General features: G+C 61.0%; 12 protein-coding genes. All 12 read right to left on the bottom strand.

Annotation, left to right across the window (positions count from 1 at the left end):
* Window positions 1-13: 13 nt before the first annotated feature.
* Window positions 14-2,938 (bottom strand): TIGR00180 family glycosyltransferase, encoded by a 2,925-nt coding sequence (locus tag ACRRSD_RS23060; RefSeq protein ID WP_435035523.1) that lies wholly within the window; start codon window positions 2,936-2,938, stop codon window positions 14-16.
* 50 nt (window positions 2,939-2,988) lie between these two features.
* Window positions 2,989-3,717, bottom strand: coding sequence for a cephalosporin hydroxylase family protein (locus ACRRSD_RS23055; RefSeq protein ID WP_435035522.1), 729 nt, complete (start codon window positions 3,715-3,717; stop codon window positions 2,989-2,991).
* Between the two features lie 29 nt (window positions 3,718-3,746).
* Window positions 3,747-4,412: an acetyltransferase gene (locus ACRRSD_RS23050; RefSeq protein WP_038363794.1), complete on the bottom strand. Its 666-nt coding sequence runs from the start codon at window positions 4,410-4,412 to the stop codon at window positions 3,747-3,749.
* Window positions 4,409-5,530 (bottom strand): DegT/DnrJ/EryC1/StrS family aminotransferase, encoded by a 1,122-nt coding sequence (locus ACRRSD_RS23045; RefSeq protein WP_435035521.1) that lies wholly within the window; start codon window positions 5,528-5,530, stop codon window positions 4,409-4,411. Before ACRRSD_RS23045 ends, ACRRSD_RS23050 begins: the two co-directional genes overlap by 4 nt.
* On the bottom strand, window positions 5,527-6,753 hold the full coding sequence (locus tag ACRRSD_RS23040; protein ID WP_435035520.1) for a methyltransferase domain-containing protein: 1,227 nt from the start codon (window positions 6,751-6,753) through the stop codon (window positions 5,527-5,529). Before ACRRSD_RS23040 ends, ACRRSD_RS23045 begins: the two co-directional genes overlap by 4 nt.
* Window positions 6,750-7,310: a dTDP-4-dehydrorhamnose 3,5-epimerase family protein gene (locus ACRRSD_RS23035; protein WP_123376267.1), complete on the bottom strand. Its 561-nt coding sequence runs from the start codon at window positions 7,308-7,310 to the stop codon at window positions 6,750-6,752. The genes ACRRSD_RS23040 and ACRRSD_RS23035 overlap by 4 nt, the downstream gene beginning before the upstream one ends.
* Window positions 7,307-8,389 (bottom strand): CDP-glucose 4,6-dehydratase, encoded by a 1,083-nt coding sequence (gene rfbG, locus ACRRSD_RS23030; RefSeq protein WP_435035518.1) that lies wholly within the window; start codon window positions 8,387-8,389, stop codon window positions 7,307-7,309. The genes ACRRSD_RS23035 and rfbG overlap by 4 nt, the downstream gene beginning before the upstream one ends.
* Complete coding sequence (gene rfbF / locus ACRRSD_RS23025) at window positions 8,371-9,144, bottom strand: glucose-1-phosphate cytidylyltransferase (RefSeq protein WP_003222820.1); 774 nt, start codon at window positions 9,142-9,144, stop codon at window positions 8,371-8,373. Before rfbF ends, rfbG begins: the two co-directional genes overlap by 19 nt.
* Before the next feature lie 255 nt (window positions 9,145-9,399).
* Entirely contained in the window at window positions 9,400-12,993 is a 3,594-nt protein-coding gene (locus ACRRSD_RS23020) for a glycosyltransferase (protein ID WP_435035516.1), read from the bottom strand.
* A gap of 109 nt (window positions 12,994-13,102) precedes the next feature.
* Window positions 13,103-14,671, bottom strand: coding sequence for a flagellar hook-associated protein 3 (locus tag ACRRSD_RS23015; RefSeq protein ID WP_435035514.1), 1,569 nt, complete (start codon window positions 14,669-14,671; stop codon window positions 13,103-13,105).
* Window positions 14,672-14,684: 13 nt separating this feature from the next.
* Window positions 14,685-16,730, bottom strand: coding sequence for a flagellar hook-associated protein FlgK (flgK, locus tag ACRRSD_RS23010; RefSeq protein ID WP_435035513.1), 2,046 nt, complete (start codon window positions 16,728-16,730; stop codon window positions 14,685-14,687).
* A 24-nt stretch (window positions 16,731-16,754) separates the two neighbouring features.
* Complete coding sequence (flgJ, locus tag ACRRSD_RS23005; RefSeq protein ID WP_435035511.1) at window positions 16,755-18,047, bottom strand: flagellar assembly peptidoglycan hydrolase FlgJ; 1,293 nt, start codon at window positions 18,045-18,047, stop codon at window positions 16,755-16,757.
* Between the last annotated feature and the right edge of the window lie 2 nt (window positions 18,048-18,049).

Raw genomic sequence — 18,049 nt, 5'->3', positions numbered from 1 at the left:
CTGGTCGCCGGGCTTAGCCGAGCAATTGCGCCCAATTGATCGGGGCACTTTCGCCCAGGGTAAAACCTTTGCCGGTCAGCGCCAGGTTGGCGTTGTACGCCGGATCCTGAGCAAAGGCCGCGCTCCACTTCTCACGCAATGCGGCCAATGCTTCAGGGGTTTGCGGCAACTCGCCGGTGTGCAACACCTGCACCAGCGGCGTCCACACGGTGAGGTAACCGGCCTGCCCGGCCTTGAGACACAGATCAACGTCGCTGAAGCCATCGGCGAAGGTCACTTCGTCCAGACCACCCAGCGCGTTGAACAATTCTTTGCGCACCATCAGGCACACCCGCGATACCGCCGAATAGTTCTGCTCGACCGCCAAGCGTTGCATGTAACCCTCGTTAGTGTGTTTCTCGCCGATGAAGGCCGAAGCCACCCCGTCGTTCAACCCGAGAATCAAACCGGCCTGGGCGATCTTGCCGTCGCGGTCCACCAGTTTGGCACCGACGATGCCGACCTCAGGACGCTGGGCGTGATTGAGCAACGACTCGATCCAGTTCGGGTTGACCACTTCACTGTCGCTGGCCAGCAGCACCAGATATTCGCCCTGCGCCTCTTGGCTGGCCGCGTTGTACAACGCCACCGGGTCAAGCGGACGATCGGCATGCAGCACCCGCACTTTGGCGTTGCGCTGCGTTCCCAGCCAGTCATTGATCTCGGCCGACTGATTCGGGTTGACCGCCACCAACAACTCATAGCGGGTGTAACGGGTTCTGAGCAGCACGGCGTCCAGGCAGCGTTGCAATGCGCCCAAATCGTCGCCAGCGGGCACGATCACCGAGACCAGCGGTCGCTCGACATGGCGATAGTCGATCTGCCAGGTGCCAGGCTGCGTCGAGGTGACCTGAGCCTTGTAACCACGATTGCCCAAATGCCGCAGCAGCGCCTGACGCTCGTGAGGATTTTCTGCCAGCTCCGGCGCCCGGGTGATCAGCAATGGCTCATCGAGATGGGCGAGGCCGTCGAGGCCGCCCTGCTCGATGATGCGCAGCAGCACATCCAGTTCCAGCGCCTTGCTGAAATCGGCCTGATAACCACCAAGCCCCGTCAGCACTTCGCGACGAATCAACCAGTGCCGCGCCATCAGTGACGGAACGCTTTGCAGCAGATCGAGGTTGAAGCCCGGGCGGAACATATCCACCAGCGCACCATTTTCCAGACGCTGAATCTCATCGGTGGCAACCGCACGCACACCCGGCGCAGCCATCAGTTCCAGGCTCGCCCGCAGGAGGCCGGCCGCCGTGAACTCTTCACCCGCCTCAGCCAGCAGCAGCCAGTCGCTGGTCGATTGATTAACACTCTGATTGAGCTTGTCGACGAAGTTGCTTTGGGTCACGCGCACAAAGTGCAGGGTATTTTGCGCAGTGGTTGCAGCAGGCGGTTCGCCTGTGGTGAAGACCACGACCTTGAAGGCTTTGCTGTGACCTTCGAGCAAGCTGTCCAGGGTGATCTGCAACTTGTCGATGTCGTTGTCCAGATCGAGCAGGAAAATGCCGAACTGCGGACCACCGGCATTGTCTGCCAGATAACCGGCAATCGCCGCGGCCTGCTCGGTATCCGGCTCACGTGCAGCGAGCCACTCGAGCAGTCGGCCGGTGAGCATCCTGGCGAATGTCGGCTGATGACCTTCGAGCAACACCGTGTCCAGACGCGCGACCCAGTCGCGCAGCACGGGCACGTCGCCTTCTTCGTCCAGCGGTTGCAATTGCGCGATCAGTTGCTTGATCACCGCGCGATTGAACACGTTGGCGTCGTGTGCCTGCCACAAGCGGTCGAGCACGCTTTGCGGGGTGTCATTGTTGCGTTCCAGCATCAGGCTCTGCTGGCGAGCCCAGATACCTTCCAGTTCCTGGAGCTGAACGCGTCCGGCAGGCATCGCGTGCAACAGAAACTCGAATTGCGTCAGCTGATCGAAAAACACCTGATTGTAGAACGGCATTTCCACGTATTGCTTCGGACCGAACCGACGCTGCGGGTCCGTCGCGATATCGACCCAGGTCGACTCGAAAATCAACTCGGCGGTGAGTGCCCGATAGTTCTGCAGGCTGTCGGCCAGCGTGGCAAAACTCTTCAGAGCAAACTGTTTGCCCTGCTGTGGATCCTGATGCTGGAGCTGGGTCGGCAACCCCGCCAGGAATTCGGCAAACGCTTCACGTCCGGCCACGCTCTTGGCGTCCATGTAGGCCAGGGTGTGATAGATCTCGGTGTTGTGATCGGACTGGCCATAGTTGATTTCGCGCACGACATAAGGAATCGGCAGAATCCGCACCTTGCCGCGGGCCAGCATGTAAAAGGTGTGACCGACTTCCTGCCACTGGAAGATCGTGTCTTGCGGCATGGCTGCGTACCAGTCGCGCAAGATCGCCGTACGCTGCACGGCATAGAACGGCGGCAGGTACTGATGCATGTAATCGAGCAAACGCTCTTCGGCCTGATCGGCCGAGTAGTCTTCGCAGACTTTCTTGTCACGACGGTAGTAGTTGACGCTGTTGGCCATTGCCAGATACATCAGGCTGTAGCCATGGCACAGGCTGTAATCGGGGTTGGCCTCCATGAATGCCACCGCTTCGTGCAGGGCATCATGCACAAGGAAGTCATCGTCGGCGGCAAACACCATGTAAGGCGTTTGCAGCTGCTCGACACCGTACGCCAGCTTGGCGCGAATGCCCCAGTAGCCGAACTGCGGCAAGTGCTGATAATCCACGTGGGTGAATTCGGCAGGGATACCTGTCAGCGCCACTGCCGACGAATCCAGCACCAGAATCCTGCACGGCAAGCTGCTGTAGAAGCGCATGGCTCTACGCAAAAACGCCGGGCGTTCGTGGGAGATCAGCACAACGGTCAACTGTTCGTTGAGTGCCAGATCGGTTACAGAAGTGTTCTTGCCTTGCATATATTCCCCACAAACGGCGCGTCGCCGAAAACCCATCGTTGTTGTGTCGATTAACGCACGCGACGCAGATAACCATCCGGCGCGACTGTGATCAGCAATTTGCTGTGAATCGCCTGATCGATCTCGAAGTCGCGATTCTCTTCCAGGTAAGCCCACACCGCGGTTTTCGGGTTGTCACCCTTGCCCCACGGACGATCCGGGAACGCATCGGCCGGCATGTCTTCGACCACGGTGTCCATGACCACGCAATAGCTGCCCACCGAAACCAGAGGTGCATACAGACGCAGTTCTTCGAGGACATGCTCGTGGGTGTGGTTGGAGTCCAGCACCACCAGCACTTTTTTGCCCTGCACGCGCTCGCGCACCTGATCGACGATGGCGTTATCGATGCTCGAACCCTGGATCATGCTGATGCGTTTGAACATCGGGTGCGCTTCGATGGCTTCGCGGTTGTGCTCGCGAATATCGATGTCGATGCCCAGTACTTCGCCATGCCCGATCAGTTCCAGGATCGAGGCGTAGAACACCAGCGAACCGCCGTGCGCGATACCCGTCTCGACGATCACGTCCGGACGCAGGTTCCAGATGATTTCCTGCATCGCGACCATGTCCTGCGGGAACTGAATGATCGGCCGGCCCATCCAGCTGAAGTTGTAGGTGTACTTGTGTCTGGCCGTGGTGCCGACCCAGTCGAGAGACTCGGTCTGCAGGGCCTGGTCTTTCTGCAGGCCTTCGATGTTGGCTTTTACTTCTTCGCGAAACTGTTCATGCGGATTCATTGCAACTCTCCAAAAATTCGGGAAACGGCTTACCTGAACACCCTGGCATCCGGGTAAGGCACTGCGTTGGTCTTGATGATCCTGGCGGGATTGCCCACCACGACCGAAAAATCCGGAACATCTTTGGTGACTACCGCACCGGCGCCGATGGTCACCCAGCGACCGATGCGCAGGCGCGGCAGGATCGTGGCGTTGGTGCCGATAAAGGTCCCGTCGCCGATTTCCACACAACCGGCGATACACACGCCCGGCGCCATGAACACCGAGTGGCCGATCTGCCCTTCATGTCCCACGACACTGCCGGCGCTGATGCTGGTGTTGTCGCCCAGTGTCACTTCAGCCTGCATCAGCACGCCTTCCTGCAGATAACTGCCCTGCCCCATGCGGATCATGCTCAGGTCGATACCCGGATGAACGAACTGGCCAAGGCGTGCACCGGCATCCACCAGCTGACAGGTGGTTTCGTAGCGTAACCGGGTACTGCCGGTGATCAGATTGACGAAGCGCACGTCCTCGCCATTGAGTTCGCCGACTAGTTCGCAGCCACCGAGCACCGGCACCCCGTAGAACAGCGTGCCGTGCTTGCGCGGATCGTTGTCGAGAAAGGCGAATTCGATGTTCGGCGTGCTGCGCTTGACGGCGTGCAGCATGCGCACCGCTTCCGGGTTGGCGGCCCCCAGCAGATACATCTTCACAATGTGTGCCTGCGCGCCAGCAGATCCAGCACCACTTGCACCACACGCTGTTGATCGGCGTCGGTCATGTCGTGATAGCTCGGCAGGTTGAAGGCACGCTCGGGCAAGGCAAACGCCAGCGGCGTATCGACCGCGTATTCGCTGAACATCGGCAGCGACGACAGCGGCCAGAAAAACACCCGGGCGTCGATGTCGGCGGCCTGAAAGGCGGCGATCATTTGCTCGCGGTGGATACCGGTATCGGCATCGAACACCACGGTCGGCATCCAGTAGCCATTGCGGCCATGGGCCGGTTCGGGATTGAGCGACACACCCGCTACGCCTTCGAGCGCTCGCGCGTAGTGGGCAAAAATCGCCCGTTTGCGTTCGATCAACTCATCGATTCGCTCGACCTGAGCACAGCCGACAGCGGCCTGCAGATTGCTCATCTTGTACTTGAAGCCGACAAACTCCGGCCAGAACTGCTTGGTGCATCCCGCCACGCGACCATGGTTGGACAGGGTCAGGACCCGCTCATACAAGGCCTTGTCCGAGGTGACGAACATGCCACCCTCACCGGTGGTCATGGTCTTGGTGCCATGAAACGAAAAAGCGCCGAAAGCCCCCAGCGAGCCGGCAGCCTTGCCGCGCCATTGTGAGCCGATGGCTTCCGCCGCGTCTTCGATCACCGGGATGCCGAACTCGCGACCGATGGCGAGCAGCGCGTCCATGTCACACAGATTGCCGTACAGATGCACAGCGAGAATCGCCTTGGTGCGCGGGGTGATCGCCTTTCTGACCAGTTGCGGATCCAGGCACCAGCTGTCCGCCAGTACATCGACGAACACCGGCGTGGCGCCCAGATAAGTGATCGGTGCCGCCGAGGCAATCCAGTTGGTGTTGGCCAGGATCACTTCGTCGCCAGCGCCGACACCCAGCGCGGCCATACCCATGTGCAGCGCGCCGGTGCAGCTGGAGGTGGCGATGGCGTAGGTGGCGCCCAGATGCTCGGCAAAGCCGTGCTCGAAACGAGTCAGGTATTCGTAGCAACGTGCGCCCCAACCGTTCTGCACGGCGTCCAGGGCATACTGCGCTTCGAGTTCGCCAACGCTGGGTTTGGTGTAATGAATTCTGCTCATTGAATGCTCAACTCCGGAACGGCGACGACAAAGCGTGCGCCCCATGCCTTGGCAGCAGACAGCTGCTGCGTCACTTCGCTCAACAGGTTCCACGGCAACACCAGAATGTAGTCAGGCCGCTCCTGGGCAATACGCTCAGGCGCAACAATCGGGATGCGGCTGCCCGGCAGGAACTTGCCCTGCTTGTGCGGGTTGGCATCGGCCACCCAGGCCAGCAGGTCCGGTTTGACCCCGGCGTAGTTGAGCAAGGTGTTGCCTTTGGCGGCAGCGCCATAACCGACCACACGTTTGCCTTCAGCCTTGGCCTGCAACAGGAAGCGCAGCAATTGATGCTTGATGCTTTCTGCCGCAGGAGCGAGCGAGGCGTAGTATTCGGCGGTTTTCACCCCGGCAGCGAGTTCGGCTTGCAGTTGCTGCTGCACCGCCGCTTGTACCGGACGACGCTGGCCGTCCTTGCGTTGCACGAACACCCGCAACGATCCGCCGTGCGTCGGTAGTTGGCTGACGTCGAAGACTTCCAGACCATTGCGCTCGCACAGGGTCTGCACGGCCGTCAACGAAAGGTAGGAATAGTGCTCGTGATAGAGCGTGTCGAACTGCGCGCCCGCCATCAGCGTCAGCAGTTGCGGGAATTCGAACGTGGCCACGCCGGTCGGCTTGAGCAGCGTGGCGAAGCCGCCGAGGAAATCGTTGATGTCCGGCACATGCGCGAGCACGTTGTTGGCCGCCATCAGATCAGCGCCCCAGCCCTCGCCTTGCAACTGCGCGGCGGTGTCGCGACCGAAGAACAGCTCACGAATCTGCAGGCCTTTTTCCCGCGCCGCCTGTGCGGTGCTGCGGGTTGGCTCGACACCCAGGCACGGGATGCCACGTGCGGCGACGTATTGCAGCAGGTAACCGTCATTGGCGGCGACTTCCACTACGCGGCTGTCGGCAGTCAGGCCGAAGCGCTCGACCATCTCGGCGACATAGCGTTCGGCATGGGCCAGCCAGGTGCTGGAGAACGAACTGAAGTAGGCGTACTCGGCGTCGAACAGGCTGTCGGCGCGGGTGTAATCCTCGGTCTGCACCAGCCAGCATTGTTGGCACACCGCGACTTTCAACGGCACCCACTGCTCGGCCTGCTCCAGGCGATCAGCATGGACGTAGGCGTTGGACGGCGGCGAGGTGCCAAGGTCGATCAGCGGCAGGCTCAGCGGTGCGGCGCACCCACGGCAGTTCATAGACGCACTCCAGCAAAGTGTTGATCAAGCGCGGGATGGCTGGAATCACGCGCTGACAAATTATTGACAGGCAACGGCCAGGCAATCGCCAGCCGTGGATCGTTGACCGACAGACCGCCCTCATGCTCCGGCGCGTAATCGGCGCTGTGCAGGTAGAGCAATTCGGCATCTTCGGTGAGGGTCTGGAAACCGTGGGCGAACCCGGCCGGGATCAGCAGGCTGCGCCCGTCACCGGCCTTCAGGTGTTCGGCGTGCCAGTGCAGAAACGTCGCGGAATCGGGGCGCAGATCCACCGCCACGTCCCACACTTCCCCACGCAGGCAGGTGATCAGTTTGGCTTCCGGCGCGTTGCCATTCTGATAATGCAGACCGCGCACACTGCCCTTCTCGCGGGTGCAGGAATGGTTGATCTGGCGGATATGGAATTCGCTGCCGAACGCACTCAGGCTGCCTTCGCAAAACAGCCGGGCGAAGTGCCCGCGTTGATCTTCGAAACGTTTGTGCTGGACGCTGAACAGTCCGGCCAACGGCAACGCCTTCAGGGAAAACTCGCTCACAGCGCGCCTCGGTACAGGTTCAGTTGGCCGAGGGTGACGCCGCGCATGTCATCGCCGTTCTGCCACGCCAAATGCCAGTCGAGGGTCTGGGTCAGACATGCCTGCAAGGTCCAGCGTGGCTGCCAGCCGAGCACTTGGCGCGCGCGGCTGCTGTCCAGGCGCAACAGGCCAGCCTCATGCAACTCGCTTTTTTCGATGCGCAGACCACGTGCCTGCGGCCAGCGGCTGGCGAGCAATTCGACGACTTCGCCAACGCTGCACATGTCCGCTTCACCCGGGCCGAAGTTCCACGCACCGGCGTATTCCGGGCCTTGCTCGTAGAGGCCGGCGGCCAGTTGCAGGTAACCGGCCAGCGGCTCCAGCGCGTGCTGCCATGGGCGCACGGCTTGCGGGTAACGCAGGGTCACCGGTTCGTCTGCGGTCCAGGCTTTGAGCACGTCGGGAATCAGTCGCTCAGGGGCAAAATCACCGCCGCCCAGAACGTTGCCGGCGCGCGCGGTAGCCAAAGCCAGACCGTGTTCGGCGTACTTGTCGGCCGGGAAGAACGACGCGGCATACGACTGTGCGAGCAATTCACAGCAGGCCTTGCTGCTGCTGTAAGGATCGTGACCACCGAGGGCTTCGTCTTCGCGGTACGGCCACAGCCATTCCTTGTTGGCGTAGACCTTGTCGGTGGTCACCAGCACGCAGGCACGCACGCAACCGACCTGACGAATCGCTTCAAGCAGGTTCAGCGTGCCCATGACGTTGCTGGAGTAAGTGCCGAGCGGATCACGATAGCCTTCGCGCACCAACGGCTGAGCGGCCAGGTGCAGAACGATCTCCGGCTCGGTGTCAGCGATGATTTCCAGCAAGGCGCCGAGATCACGCAGATCACCGCGCTGATCGTTGATGCCTTCGTGCACGCGCGCCAGTTCGAACAGGCTCGGTTCAGTCGAAGGATCGAGAGAGAAACCGCTGACTTGCGCGCCGAGGCTTTGCAGCCACAGGGTCAGCCAACTGCCTTTGAAACCGGTATGTCCGGTGACAAGAACGCGTTTGCCGCGCCAGAAATCCGCACTCAGGCCCATTGCTTCCATGGGGCCTCCCCGCTCTGCCACAGGGCTTCGAGGTGGTTCTTGTCGCGCAGGGTGTCCATGGGCTGCCAGAAGCCATCGTGCTGAAACGCCATCAGCTCACCACGCGCAGCCAGGCCGTCGAGCGGACCGGATTCCCACGACGTCGAATCGCCTTCGATCAGCGGCAGGACCTTGGGCGACAGCACGAAAAAGCCGCCGTTGATCCAGCCTCCGTCCCCGCGTGGCTTCTCGGTGAAACCCAGCACCCGGTCGCCTTCGCGATCCAGCGCACCGTAGCGTCCCGGCGGTTGTACGGCGGTGACGGTGGCCAGTTTGCCGTGAGTCAGGTGGAAATCGACCAACGCGCTGATGTTCAAATCGGAAACGCCGTCGCCATAGGTGAAACAGAAGGCTTCTTCATTTTCCAGATAGCGCGCGGCTCGCCCCAGGCGGCCACCGGTCATGGTTTCTTCACCGGTATCGATCAGCGTCACGCGCCATGGCTCGCTGTAATTCTGGTGAACGTCCATGCGGTTTTCGCGCATGTCGAAGGTCACGTCGGAGGTGTGCAGGAAGTAGTTGGCGAAGAAGTCCTTGATTGCATACCCCTTGTAGCCCAGGCAAATCACGAAGTCGTGAATGCCGTGGGCGGAGTACTGCTTCATGATGTGCCAGAGAATTGGCTTGCCGCCGATCTCGATCATCGGCTTGGGCTTGAGGTGCGACTCTTCACTGATGCGCGTGCCCAGGCCACCCGCCAAAATAACTGCCTTCATCCTCTCCCCTCTAGTTCGTCACAGCGCTGCGCGTCGCTTTCTTGAGCGTTGCGGCCTTCTGGCTAAACCTTTCTGCCGTTTCGGGCGCAGGGGCAATGACCGCGAGCGCTCGTTTTATGGCGATTTGAGGGGGACTTGCAGGAAACGCGCCAGCTCGGTGCGCTATGTGTCGCAGGACTTGCAGCCATGAAAAAAGGGATGAATCCGTCACCGGACTCATCCCTTTCATCGAGCTGTTTCAACGATTGGAACCGGTCAGTCCGCCAGCCAGCCATTTTCCCAGTAACGCAGGTTGTCGCCACGCAGCACGTAATCGCGCAGCACCACCTCACGCAACTCGTCGCCCATGCGGTAACTGGCATCGGGATCGGCCAGGTGCATGCGAATCGCCTGCAGCCATTCATCGGTGGTGTTGGTCTTGACCCGCGTGCACGGCAGATAGCCGCGATAGGCTTCGGTGTCAGTGCAGATCACCGGATAGCCGCAAGCGCCGTACTCCAGCAGCCGCAGGTTGCTCTTGCAGTCGTTGAAGATGTGGAACTCCAGCGGTGCCAGGGCCAGATCGAGGTTGAGGCTGGCCAGTTTCGCCGGATACACGTCGAGCGGGATCACCCCGTGGAACTCATGCATGTATGGCCGCAGGTCATCCGGGCACATGCCGAAGAACACCCAGTCGACTTCATTGGCCAACTCGCGAACCACCTCCGCGATCACTGCCAGGTCGCCGTGGTGGCTGGTGCCACCGCCCCAACCGACCCGTGGCTTTTTCGACGTACGCCGTTGGCTGCGCAGGTTGCTCCAGAGGTCTTTGGCGAGCATGTTCGGCACCACACGAATATCGTGGTGCATGTCCGACAGCGCATTGGCCAGTGGTTGCGTCGACACGACCACCCGATCGCAGAGGCCGATCGCCCGACGCACCATGCGCTCCATGTCCTGCTTGATCGGCATGTTGCGGATGTGGGCATTGCGATGAGGAACGTCGATGACATAGTCATCCAGCTCGAAAATACGCCGGGCGCTGAAATACTTTTTCAGGGGCGGGATTTCATCGATGGCGTGCTCCGAGTAGCGCCCCTGCAGCACGATCACGTCGGGGGCCTGACGCTCGATGTCGACAATCGACGGCAAGCCGTAACAGATGCGCCCTTCGACCCGGTTGGCTGCCTCCAGCTCGATCATCGGCTGGCTCATGCGGTAATGGCCGATGGCAGACGCGTTGATCGGCACCACGAGGACGTTGGGCAGACTCGACTTGGAAAACGCACGCCAGCCGCTCAGCAGACCCGGCTCGAGACTGAAGTTGGTGGCCCCGATACCCTGTAGCGCAAGGTTGACGTTGTAGGCCGGATCGCGCGCAATCAGCGGCAACCAGCGCTGGTAAAAAGTATCCTGCTCGCGCTCGTGCTGTTGTTGCTCTTCGCTCGTTGCCACGGCGCTCGGGCGTGTGCCCAAAGCCAGCCTGGCATGTGGGTTCCACACCACCAGGTAACCTTCGCGACCGACACGCAGGCACAGATCCACGACGTTGTAGGCAACCTTCAAGTCCTGATCGTCGAGCCCCGCGACTTCTTCGAAGACCGACTTGCGAACCATCAGGCAGTCACCGCCGACGGCGCTCAGATCCTGCACCGCCTGCAGTCGGAACATATAGCCCTCCGACTGCATCGGTTGCCCGAGGAACGGCAGCCCGGCCGGCCCCTGCAAGCCGAGAATCAGCCCGGCATGCAAGATCCCGCCGTCCGGGTCGTACAACTTGGCGCCGACCACTCCGACTTCGGGGCGCTGCGCATGATTGAGCAATTCGTCGAGCCAATCGGCTTGCGTGATCACCGCAAAAGCGTTGAGCAGCAACACATACTCGCCACGCGCCTGGCTCACGGCAAAGTTGTGAATGGCGGCAGGGTTGTGCTTTTGCAGGCAGCGCAACACGCGAATCCGCTCTCCGCCCAATTGCCCCATGCCGTCGAGCCAGGCCCGAGCTTCGGCGGTTTCGCTGCCACTATCGACCAGGATAATTTCGTACTCGGTGTAAGCAGTCTTTTCCAGCAGCGTTTCGACACACCGCTGCAAGGCTGCCGTCTGATCCTGAGCGACGATGATCACCGAGACCAACGGGCGTCGGGCATGGCGATAGTCGACCCGATTGAGCAGCTCAGAGCCCTCACGTCGGGTTTCGTAGGTAATCCCGAGGCGCTGCAGATGCGCATCGAGCACCCGTGGATTCTGCTCCAGAACACCCGGATCGGTGAGCCACTGGGACAGATCGAACTTCGATTCGAGCAACACTTCGGCGATATGCCCGATCACCTGCGTGCCGTCGCTCTCGACCATGCGCCAGAGCAGGTCGTGAGGCGCCAGTTGCGCGAAGTCAGACGCCAGGCCTCCCAACTCCAGAACCCGCTCGCGCTTGAACGCCAGTGCCCGCCCGACGTAGGGATAGCTGCGCATGAGGTCGAGGTTGAAATCCGGCTTGAACGCAGGCTCTGCCGACTCGCCATTGCGCAGACTGCCTTCGTCGCTGTACAGGCAGGTGAAAGACCGCGAATGCGCGATCCGGTCGGCCATGATCAGCAACGCCGTGGCCACCGGGCGATCACCGGGTTGCAGCAGATAGAACCAGTCGGCGCCTTCCAGTTGCGGCAGCAAGCTATTGAGCTGCTCCAGCCCGTCGTCTTGCAGCGGCAGTCGAAACACGCGTCCATCCAGCTCCGCTTCGGAACAGGACGCGGACAGTACCAGCACCAGTTCCGCCGGATAATCCTGATTGGCGAGGGCCTCCAGCGTACGCTCCACACCGGCGCGACTGCCTTTGTCGTCGATGATGACCGGCACGATTCGCGGCTGGTGCGACCAACCGGCGATGGTTTCCGGCAGCAACTTGCGCTGCCCTTCGGTCAGCACCCGGCACGCCAGCCATTGCGCATAGAGTTCGCCGAAACTCAGGCTGTCCACACCGACGCCACACTCCTGGCGGCTCTGCCGGGAACCCAGGGTACGACTCAACGGCAGCTCATCCCAAACCCTTGGCGACTCATCAGCCTTTGCCAACGGGATGTAACGCACCCAGCCTGGCGCCGGCGCCGACTCACCGTTGCGGACCTTGAGCATTTGCGAGAGCCACTCGCGCTCGATGTCCATCGCGTCCTTCATCGGTTGCTGCGCGCTCAGCCGCTCCGGATAAAGACGCTCAGCGCTCAGCACATTGTTCGATACCGCCAGGTTGCCGCGTCGCAGCAGGCAGATATACAAGGCAAAATCCAGGCTGGCGACGAAGCCGCCGCCCTCCTCGGTCAAGGCCGGCAGCAGCTCGACAACGTCCGCGCGACGAAACAGCGCGTTGCTGAATCCGCCGAGCACGTTGACCGGGAATTTTTCGAATATCGCCAGTAGATCGTCACCCTTGAACAGGCCACTGACTGGCGACAGCGAGGTGTTCTCCAGACGCGCAGGCAGGATGATGTCGTTCGCGTCCCAGAGCAGTCGCTGCGCCAGCACCAGGCTGACCTCGGCACGGCGCATCTCGTGCGCCTGCTGCTCGATACAGGCGGAATAGAGCAGATCATCGTCACACAGAAACTTGATGAATTCGCCCTGCGCCTGATCCAGGCAGGCTTTCAGGTTGCCGACCAGGCCCAATGTGCGCGGGTTACGTACATAACGCACGGCGACGCCGCTCTCCTCGCTGACATTCGAGACGATGGTTTCGATCTCGACGCCACGACTGTCATCGCAAACGATGATTTCCAGATGGCCATAGCCTTGGCTGACGGCACTGCGCAAAGCACGCTCGAAAAAGCGTGGATTGAAGGCGGGAATGACAAGGCTGACGAGAGGGAGTGAATTCACGGCGGGCTCACAGGCGGTACGAGCCCGCTCGGTAAAGCGAGCCCTGGAAACCGCTAAAAAACATTACTTGAAGGATGGAGCAAACGGGCGCTCACGCGCCCGCTAACCGTCAGATCTTGTTGAACAGACCCAACTGGCTGATCTTGCTGAACGCCAACTGCGCGGCTTGCAACATGGTCTGCTGCAGGGTCAGGCGGGTCATGACTTCGGCGGGATCCGAATCACGGATCGAGCCCTGGGTCGTGGTGTTCGCCGTACTCAGGCTCAGGTTAGTCGCGGTTTGCATTTCCAGCGCCTGGCCACGGGCACCAATGGTGGTGACAGAAGCGCCAATCTGGTTGGTAGCGGCGTCGATGTTGCCGAGACCCGACTCCATGACACCCTGAAACTTCTGCTTGGCAACATCATCACCGTCGATCGGCGTATTCAATGCCGTAATCATCTGGCCCAGCGTGTCGAGCACGTTCTGGGTCTGGTGATTGTTCGGCTGGATCGAGAACTGATCGCCAGCGGCCGGCGTGTTGCCCAGCGCGAAAGTCACGCCGGCAGCGGTCGCGTTGCCGCCCGCCACGGTGCCGGACGACACGGGTTTGCTGTCTGCAGTGACTGGCGCCGCATACAGATCGAACGCCGTGGCGCTGGTGAACTTGAGCACCGCGCCGCCTTGCGGGAAGGCGTTTGTATAGGCCGACTGGTCGGTGATGGTCGAACCGGTAATCACCGCAGTAGACGGGTTGCCCGGGCTGCGCGCGGTGGTGAACGAGTCAGGTTGGGTCGACAACTGGAAGCTGTGCCCGGCAATGACTGCGTCCGGGTTGGTGTCACCCGCCTTCAGGTTGATGTTCAGCTTCAGGTCGACGCCACGGAAGCTGACCGACTGGTTGGTGCCGGTGGTGTTGACGATCGCCCCGTTCTGGCTGGCTTCGGCCGTCACGTCGTTACCCAGTGCATCGGTGATTTGCAGTTGGGTGCTGCTGACGAAGCTGACAGTGTACGGCTGACCACCGGAGAACTTGGAGTTGTAGGTGGCCACATTGCCAACGGTACCGCTGGACAGCACGACACGGCCGTCATCCACTGCCGGAGCCGTCATGTTGGTGCTGGTGCGGCCGGTGTTGATGGTCTGCTGAAAGGCATCCCAACCGGTGGTGTTGGTACCGACCGTCATACCGTCGCCGATGCCCAGGTTGATCGTGGTCTGGTCACCGTTGTAGGTGTAAGTGCCGTCGGCATTCTGTGAGTACGGCGCGGTATCGGTCTTCGAACCGGAGAACATGTAGTTGCCGTTGGCATCCTTGGAGTTCATCAGGCCCAGCACTTGTTGCTGGATCTGACTCAGTTCCGAAGCGTAAGCCTGGCGATCCTTGTCGGTGCGCGTGCCGGTGTTGGCGGCCAGGGCCAGTTCCTTGGCGCGGGCCAGCGCGGTGGTGATGGAATCCAGCGTGGACTCCTGCACATTCAACGAATTCTTGGTGGTGTCGACGTTGGTCTTGTACTGATCCAGCATCGCCGCCTGTTGGCCCAGTTGCAGCAACCGACCGGCGCCGATCGGATCATCGGAGGCGTTGGTGATGCGCTGCAGGCTGCTCGCCTCGCTGGCGGTGGCGACAGCCTTGTTGAAGTTACGCTGATAGTCCGAAGCTTGCGTTCCGTAATACTGGGCGGTGGAAATGCGCATGAATTACGACTCCTTAAAGGCTGTTGATCAGCGTGGCGAAAGTTTCCTGCGCAGCTTTGATGATCTGCGAAGACGCTGTGTAGTACTGCTGGTATTTGACCAGGTTGCCGGTTTCTTCATCCAGGTTGACCCCGGACAGCGAGTCGCGCGCGTCTTTGGCGTTATCCAGAATCGCCGTGGTCGCGGTGATATCGGACTTGCCCTGAGCGGTCTTGGTACCGACGTTGGTCACCAGCTTGTTGTAGGCGTCGGTCAGGCTGATGCCTTTGCTCGCCGAGCCGGTATCGACCGTCTGCTTGGTCTGCAGGCCAACCAGCGCTTGCGCGTTGCGGTTGTCCGACGACGCCGCGCCGGTCAGGTTCATGGTGAAGGTTTCGCCAGGCTTCGGCGTGCCGCCAACGGTGGTCTGCACCGAGAAGGTTTTCTGCACGTTCGGCGTGACGCTGGTGTCCAGTACCGGGTTGCCGCTGGCATCGACGATGCCGACTTTCAGGTCCAGCGTGTTCGATTGACCGGGAACGATGGTGCCGCTGCTGATGAGGCCGCCCTTGGCATCCACAAATTTGTAAGACTGGCTGCCACCGGTGACATCACCAAACACCAGTTTGACCGGCGTCGAATTCTTCAGCGCCGCCTGCATGTCAGCCTGGGCAGTCGGGTTGTAGATATCGATTTTGGAGCTGAGCGTCGGCTGGGTGTAATTGCCCAGACCGTTGGCGCTGGCGACACCGGTCAACGGACCGGCCGCAGCAATTTTCTTCGGATCGGTGAGCACCGTCTGGATGCTCGCGGCCGCATTGCGGGTCGGCGTCACTTTGAAGCTGTCACCGGCGCTCAACGCCCCACCCTTGAGTGCGAGGGTGAAACCGTCGATCACTGGCGGTGGATTGGTGGTGGTGCTGAAGGTGCCCAGATCGGTGCCGTCGGAACGCTTGACCGAGTAGTCGGTGGCGCTGGTGAACGTGACCTGATAATCGCTGGTGGTCAGCTTGCCGCTGTCCTTGATGGTCACATCGAGGTTGCCCGAGCCTGCGCTGTTGCCGTCCTTCGCGATGCTGCGCTGGCTGATCAGTGCGGCACTGTTGATGTTGTTGAACAGCGCTGCGCCGAAGTCACCGTTCTTGTCGATGCCCTGGGCTTGCTGGCTGTTGACTTGATCAGCGATCACCAGCGCCACTCGGCCCAGCTCGTTGAGCGACGGATCGAGAACTTCTTTGCGATAGGTCAGCAGACCACCGATTTCGCCACCGCTGATCACCGAGGTGATGTCGATGGTGCTCGAGCCGCGATCCATCTGGATGCCCATGCGCGATGGGTCATCCTTGAGCGGCACGGTGCTCAGGGAGTTGGCGGAGTTGCCAATGACCAAGGGCTGGCCGCTGCCGACGTAGATGTCGAAGCTGGTGCCGCGCTCGACGACCTGCGCGCCGGTCAGCTCGGACAACTGGCGTACGGCTTCATTACGGCTGTCGAGCAGATCGTTCGGCGCACCACCGCTGGTGGAGATCTCGCCGATCTTCTGGTTCAGGTTGGCAATCGAGGTGGCCAGTTTGTTCACCTGGGCCGCCATGTCGCCAAGGCTGCCGTTGATGGTGGTGTTCTGGTCGTTGAGCTGTTTGGCGATGGAATTGAAGCGACTGGTCAGCGCCTGCGCACCGGTCAGCACCGATTGGCGCGAGGTGTCATCGGTCGCAGACGTCGATACGCCCTGCATCGTCGTGAAGAACTTTTGCAGCACACCGGTCAGGCCGGTGTTGGTGTCGGACAACGTGGAATCCAGCGGCGTGGCCTGCGCCAGGTACGACGCCGCTTCGCTGTTGAGCGAGGTCGCCGTGTGCAGCTGGGATTCCAGGTAGGAGTTGTAGACCCGGCGTACGTCAGCCAGGGTCGTGCCCGTGCCGATGAAAACGCTGCCGTACTGCTGCGAGGATTTGGTGCCCTGCACGGTTTGCTGACGTGAATAACCGGCGGTGTCGACGTTGGCAATGTTGTTGCCTGTCGTAGCCAAAGAGGACTGGCTGGCCGACAGTCCCGACATCCCGATATTGAGCAAACTCATGGTTCAGACCTTATACCTTGTGCCTTATAAAGGCGTGGTGGATACACCCGCCGCAGCGTAGTTTTGGAAACTGTTCATCTGCTTGGCAATCTGCGAAATCTTGCTTGCGTAGTTCGGGTCGGTGGCGTAACCGGCCTTTTGCAACTCGCGTACAAACTGTTCTGGGTTATCGGCAGACTTCACGACATCTTGATAGCGATTATTGGACTGCAGCAAAGTCACCAGATCGTGGAAGCTGTCCTTGTACGAGGCATAGGAACGGAACTCGGCCGTCTCCTTGACCATCTCGCCATTGCGGAACTCGCTGGTGATCGCCCGGGCCGAATCGCCCTTCCAGTTGCTGCTCGCCTTGATGCCGAACAGGTTGTGGCTGCTGCTGCCATCCTGGGCGCGCATGACCGACTTGCCCCAACCGGTTTCCAGGGCCGCTTGTGCCACCAGATAACGCGGATCGACGCCGATGCGGTCGGCGGCTTCCTTGGCCATCGGCAGCATGGTGTTGACGAATTCGTCGGCGGAACTGAAGGCTTTCTTCGCGGGTGCCAGCGGAATCTGCGCCATGGCGCGACCGTAGACCTGCATCTGCCCGCCCGCGGCTTTTTCGCCTTCGGCGCGCGCCAGCCAGTCGCCGTTATACAGCGGCCCGGCACCGGTTGTAGCGGCAGTTGCGGCGCGTTGCGGCAGCTGTGTTGTCGCTGTCGGCGTGGCCGACGGCACCAGCCCGGCGAGCAAACGATCGGCCAGTTTCGGCGGCAAGGCCAGACGACGCTGGTTGATCATTTCCATGTCATTGCGATGGGCGAGTTGCGTGTTCGGCGCATTCACCGAACGCGACGCCCACAACGGACGCTCGCCATTGAGGCGCGACAACGGGCCGTTGGTGGCAACGGTGCCAGCGGCAACCGGTGTGACCACGGCCGCGGCTTTTGCCTTGGCTTCTTCCTGCTTGGCCGCGGACGCAGCAGCGGCCTCGCCCGGCGCCATTGGTTTGTTCTTCGACATCTGCCGCATCAGCACGTCGGCCAGACCAATACCACCGCCCTCGCGGGACATGGAAACGGCCAGTTGCTGGTCGTACATTTCCTGATACTGCTTGGCTGCCGGTGTGTTCAGCGGGTTGTCTTCACCCAGGGCGTTGGTCGCCGAGCGCATCGACTTGAGCATTTCGCCGAGGAACAGCGATTCGAATTCCTGCGCGACTTTGCGCAGGTTCGCATCGCTGTTCTTGTCGCCGACCTTGAGCTGGTTCAGGCGATTGAGGTCCGAGTAGGAACCCGAATCGCTGCTGCTGACCAGACCGCTTTTGCGCATATCCATAA

Origin of the sequence: Pseudomonas neuropathica (assembly GCF_051174785.1) — a bacterium.
Classification (GTDB): domain Bacteria; phylum Pseudomonadota; class Gammaproteobacteria; order Pseudomonadales; family Pseudomonadaceae; genus Aquipseudomonas; species Aquipseudomonas neuropathica_A.
The sequence above is the reverse complement of the archived record's forward strand: the minus strand, read 5'-3'. Positions and strand labels throughout refer to the sequence as shown.

Bases quoted from the DNA above. Each gene is read 5' to 3' on its own strand.
- ACRRSD_RS23055 (WP_435035522.1), bottom strand. From the start codon at position 3,717: ATGAATCCGCATGAACAGTTTCGCGAAGAAGTAAAAGCCAACATCGAA.
- flgJ (WP_435035511.1), bottom strand. From the start codon at position 18,047: ATGGATATGCGCAAAAGCGGTCTGGTCAGCAGCAGCGATTCGGGTTCC.
- flgK (WP_435035513.1), bottom strand. From the start codon at position 16,730: ATGAGTTTGCTCAATATCGGGATGTCGGGACTGTCGGCCAGCCAGTCC.
- ACRRSD_RS23015 (WP_435035514.1), bottom strand. From the start codon at position 14,671: ATGCGCATTTCCACCGCCCAGTATTACGGAACGCAAGCTTCGGACTAT.
- ACRRSD_RS23040 (WP_435035520.1), bottom strand. From the start codon at position 6,753: ATGAACTGCCGTGGGTGCGCCGCACCGCTGAGCCTGCCGCTGATCGAC.
- rfbF (WP_003222820.1), bottom strand. From the start codon at position 9,144: ATGAAGGCAGTTATTTTGGCGGGTGGCCTGGGCACGCGCATCAGTGAA.
- ACRRSD_RS23045 (WP_435035521.1), bottom strand. From the start codon at position 5,530: ATGAGCAGAATTCATTACACCAAACCCAGCGTTGGCGAACTCGAAGCG.
- rfbG (WP_435035518.1), bottom strand. From the start codon at position 8,389: ATGGAAGCAATGGGCCTGAGTGCGGATTTCTGGCGCGGCAAACGCGTT.
- ACRRSD_RS23060 (WP_435035523.1), bottom strand. From the start codon at position 2,938: ATGCAAGGCAAGAACACTTCTGTAACCGATCTGGCACTCAACGAACAG.